This is a genomic window from Candidatus Jordarchaeum sp. (assembly GCF_052745115.1).
In genome coordinates, this window is sequence record NZ_JBRAKS010000390.1 from 1 (window position 1) to 3,433 (window position 3,433).

Below are 3,433 nucleotides of genomic sequence, written 5' to 3' on the forward strand. Positions count from 1 at the left end.
ACTCGGAAAAGAAATTTAAAGAGGGGGGTGACAAATGTCTATGATTTCTACAGAAAATATAAGGAAGGCGATAGAATGATCAATCTTAAAGCAATTGAGATATTTTTTATTATTATAGCATTCTTTTTTTCGTTTTTGGTATGCAATTTTTTTGTTCTTTATGTTATGCGTAAGATGAAAGAGTTTAAAATCACTGGGATTGATGTGCATAAGCTTGATAAACCTGAGATTCCAGAGATGGGTGGCCTTGCGATTTTAGTGAGCGTGATAATGAGTATAACACTTGTAATCATTTTGTTTGAAGACAATTTAATGAGGCTAGGATTCTTAGCTTTCTTATTAACAGTAACTGCTACAGGAGTGGTGGGAATCATTGACGATTTAAAAAAGTTAGGGGCATACACCAAAACTATTCTTACGGTTATAGCTGCACTTCCCCTCATCATAATTGGTTTTTTTTATCCGATTTATAGTACTTCCCCACGTTTCCCTTTTATTGGACGTACGAGATTAACCATTATTTATCCACTTTATGTCCCGGTGAACGTAGCTATCTGTTCGAACACTGTAAACATGTTGGATATTCTCAACGGGGTGATGCCTGGAACAACTATAATAACTTTTGGAGCCTTGTTGTGTTGCTCTGTCCTTTTAAATTCCAAGATGGGAATAATAATATCAGTAATAATGTTAGGGATAATGATAGCTTATTATAGATTCAATAAGTATCCGGCAAAGGTTTTTTCTGGAGATGTTGGTTCTTTAACCGTGGGTGCCGCTATCGGTGCTCTAGCCATTGTGGGACAGCTAGAGATAGCCACAATTATAGCTTTAATCCCGTTTATTATGAATTCTTTCTACATGTTAACAAGTTTGCGAAAGTTTATGGAGTATAGATTAGTTAAACATCCGGCAACAATACTACTTCCAGATGGTAGAATTGCAACCAGCGATAACCCTAAAGCCCCGATTCCACTGGTACGCATGATCCTTGCAAGAGGCCCTCTAAGTGAACCAGAAATTGTTAAGGGATTTTATTTTTTAAGCTTTGTTAGTGCCTTATTAGCTATTCTTACAGCGGTGCTGATGGTTTGGTGATAAAAATGGAATTACGAAGGTATTTTCCAATCCTGATGTTAATCTTGTTTGTATGGGTCACAATTATTATAATATTTATAATCATAGACGCGATAATCGTTCCTTGGGAACCACCTCAAGTAACATTTTGGACGATTATAAGCTATTTTACTTTTCCTTTTAGTTTTGACCAAGGTCAGCTGAGATTATGGAGTTCAATAGGAGATATACTTCAGGTGGTTTTTTCAGGTTTACTAGTATTACTGTGGTTATACACATGGTATAAATTTTCAAAAAAACTGTTTTGGAGAGAGATGCAAAAGGAGAAATTGACATAATCTCTAAGGGATTAGTAGCCGTTTTTTATATGAATTTATCAATGGTCTCAATTATTTTGTCTGTGGGGTCATCCATTCTATTTAAAAAGAGTTTGGCGCTTTCTCTAAACTTATCGAAGTATTCTTGTGGCCGAACTAGTATTTCTCTAATTAATTTTTTGCCCTCGTCAACTCCTTTTGGATGGTAAAGTAGATTTTCTTTAATAAGTGGCTCTTCGTAGTAGAGTTTTCCAGGAAAGAAAGATAGGGTGGGAACCCCTAACAGGGCGGCCTCACAAGACATGGTTCCTCCCCCTCCTATGAAAAGAGTGCTTTTAGAAATTAGACTAGCAGCGTCTATCACATGTTCCGGTATAATAAGCTTTTTAGAGATTTTTTTTAAACTTGATTTTTGGCGCCCGTATCTACAAAGCACAACAATTTGAAGGTCTTCTCCGAATTCTAAAAGTTCATTTATTAGAGGAGTTATCAGAGGATTATCATCTGAAGTTTTACCAAGCAGATATGAGGCAAAGGCTTCTTCGGCTCTAACAACAACAATCCGCTTTTCGGAATTCAATTCCAAATTTTTTATGATTTTCTCATCGGGAGTGAAGTTTTTAAGCCAAGCAGCGGGATCTATTGCATTGTAGAAGATTAACTGTTCTGGTTTGAAACCGAGGTCAAGCCATTCCTTTTTGGGAACACATTTTGGTGAAAGGTGAGCGTTAATCAAGCGTGAAACTAGAAGCACTTGTTTTACCGCATGTGGAGCATCATAAATATTTACAATAGGAATTTGTAGTCCGAAGGCTACCCGAGTGGCTTCAGGTGAACCATAAGAAACCAGAACATCCACGTCAAATTCTGAAATATACTCTGTTAATTTAATTATTCTTCTTGCGCCCTCAAGCAATTTACCCTTTAGTGATCCTCCACCATAGCTTCCTAAAATTTCGGCTTCGATGTTTTTTAATTTCATTAATTCGTTTACTTCTCTGAATCTTCTAGTTGTGGCAATGACAGTATCGCCCCTCTTTTTCAGCCTCTCGGTCATGCTCATAAAGTAGAGGACGTCTTTGGGAGCAACGTAATCAACCCAAATTATGGGCATCAAACACCCTCCGAAAAACTTTCAATCTCATACAAGGAAGTAAAAACTTTTAATCATAGTTTATTTAAATTTATCTTTTCTGGTTTATTGTTTAAATATGAATTAATGTCAGAGTTTATATTAAATCTAAACTTTTTGTTAATAATTTTAGTGTTTAACATTTGTCATTTTAAAAATCAGAGTTCAAGTGTTTTAATGAGTTCGTCTATGCCCTCACCAGTTTTTGCACTGGTCAAAACAACTTTAAGGGAGGGATTTATTTCCAGAGCATCTTTCACCATCTTTTGCGGGTATACATCCATAACGTTTTGGAGATCTATTTTATTTATCACAGCAATATCTGACATTTTGAATAACATAGGGTGTTTTATCACTACATGTTCTCCCTCAGTTATACTTACAACCACGATCCTCTTATCACTGCCCACTATGAAATCCGCTGGACAGATTAGATTACCTACATTCTCTACAAAGAGTACATCAATTTCGTCCAGGGGTATCTGGTTCAAAACATCTTGGAGTAGACTTGCTGTTAAAGCACATTCTCTACCAGTATTAATTTGAGTACATTTTACACCATGGCGCCTAATCCTATCCGCATCAATTTGCGTAGTAACATCAGCGGTAACTAAGCCCAGCCTATACTTTTGTTTTAATCTCTCAACCAGAGTTTCTAGAATAGCGGTTTTGCCCGCTCCGATTGCTCCTACCACATCGAATGTTTTGATGTTTTTTTCGTGGAAAATTTTTTGAATTTTTTTTGCTAACTCCTCATTCGCTTTGATAAGATCCTTTTCAACTTCAAAAATTCTGAATCCTTGCTCACTCACGTATTACATCTCCTTTACAGTCATTCACGGTGATAAATATTTACTAAAGTTTTGCGGTATTTAAGTTATTAGGTCATTTTATTATCATACTCACC

At 36.1% G+C, this 3,433-nt stretch carries 3 protein-coding genes; 1 reads left to right on the forward strand and 2 read right to left on the reverse strand.

Annotated elements, in window-relative coordinates:
- The coding region (locus tag ACUVXA_RS18350; RefSeq protein ID WP_445872737.1) for an MraY family glycosyltransferase at positions 1-1,098 on the forward strand (1,098 nt) is incomplete at its 5' end.
- Positions 1,099-1,440: 342 nt separating this feature from the next.
- On the opposite strand, the gene ACUVXA_RS18355 is transcribed toward ACUVXA_RS18350, so the two are convergent.
- Entirely contained in the window at positions 1,441-2,508 is a 1,068-nt protein-coding gene (locus tag ACUVXA_RS18355; protein WP_445872738.1) for a DUF354 domain-containing protein, read from the reverse strand.
- A gap of 176 nt (positions 2,509-2,684) precedes the next feature.
- Positions 2,685-3,338, reverse strand: coding sequence for a hydrogenase nickel incorporation protein HypB (gene hypB / locus ACUVXA_RS18360; RefSeq protein ID WP_445872739.1), 654 nt, complete (start codon positions 3,336-3,338; stop codon positions 2,685-2,687).
- Positions 3,339-3,433: the final 95 nt, after the last annotated feature.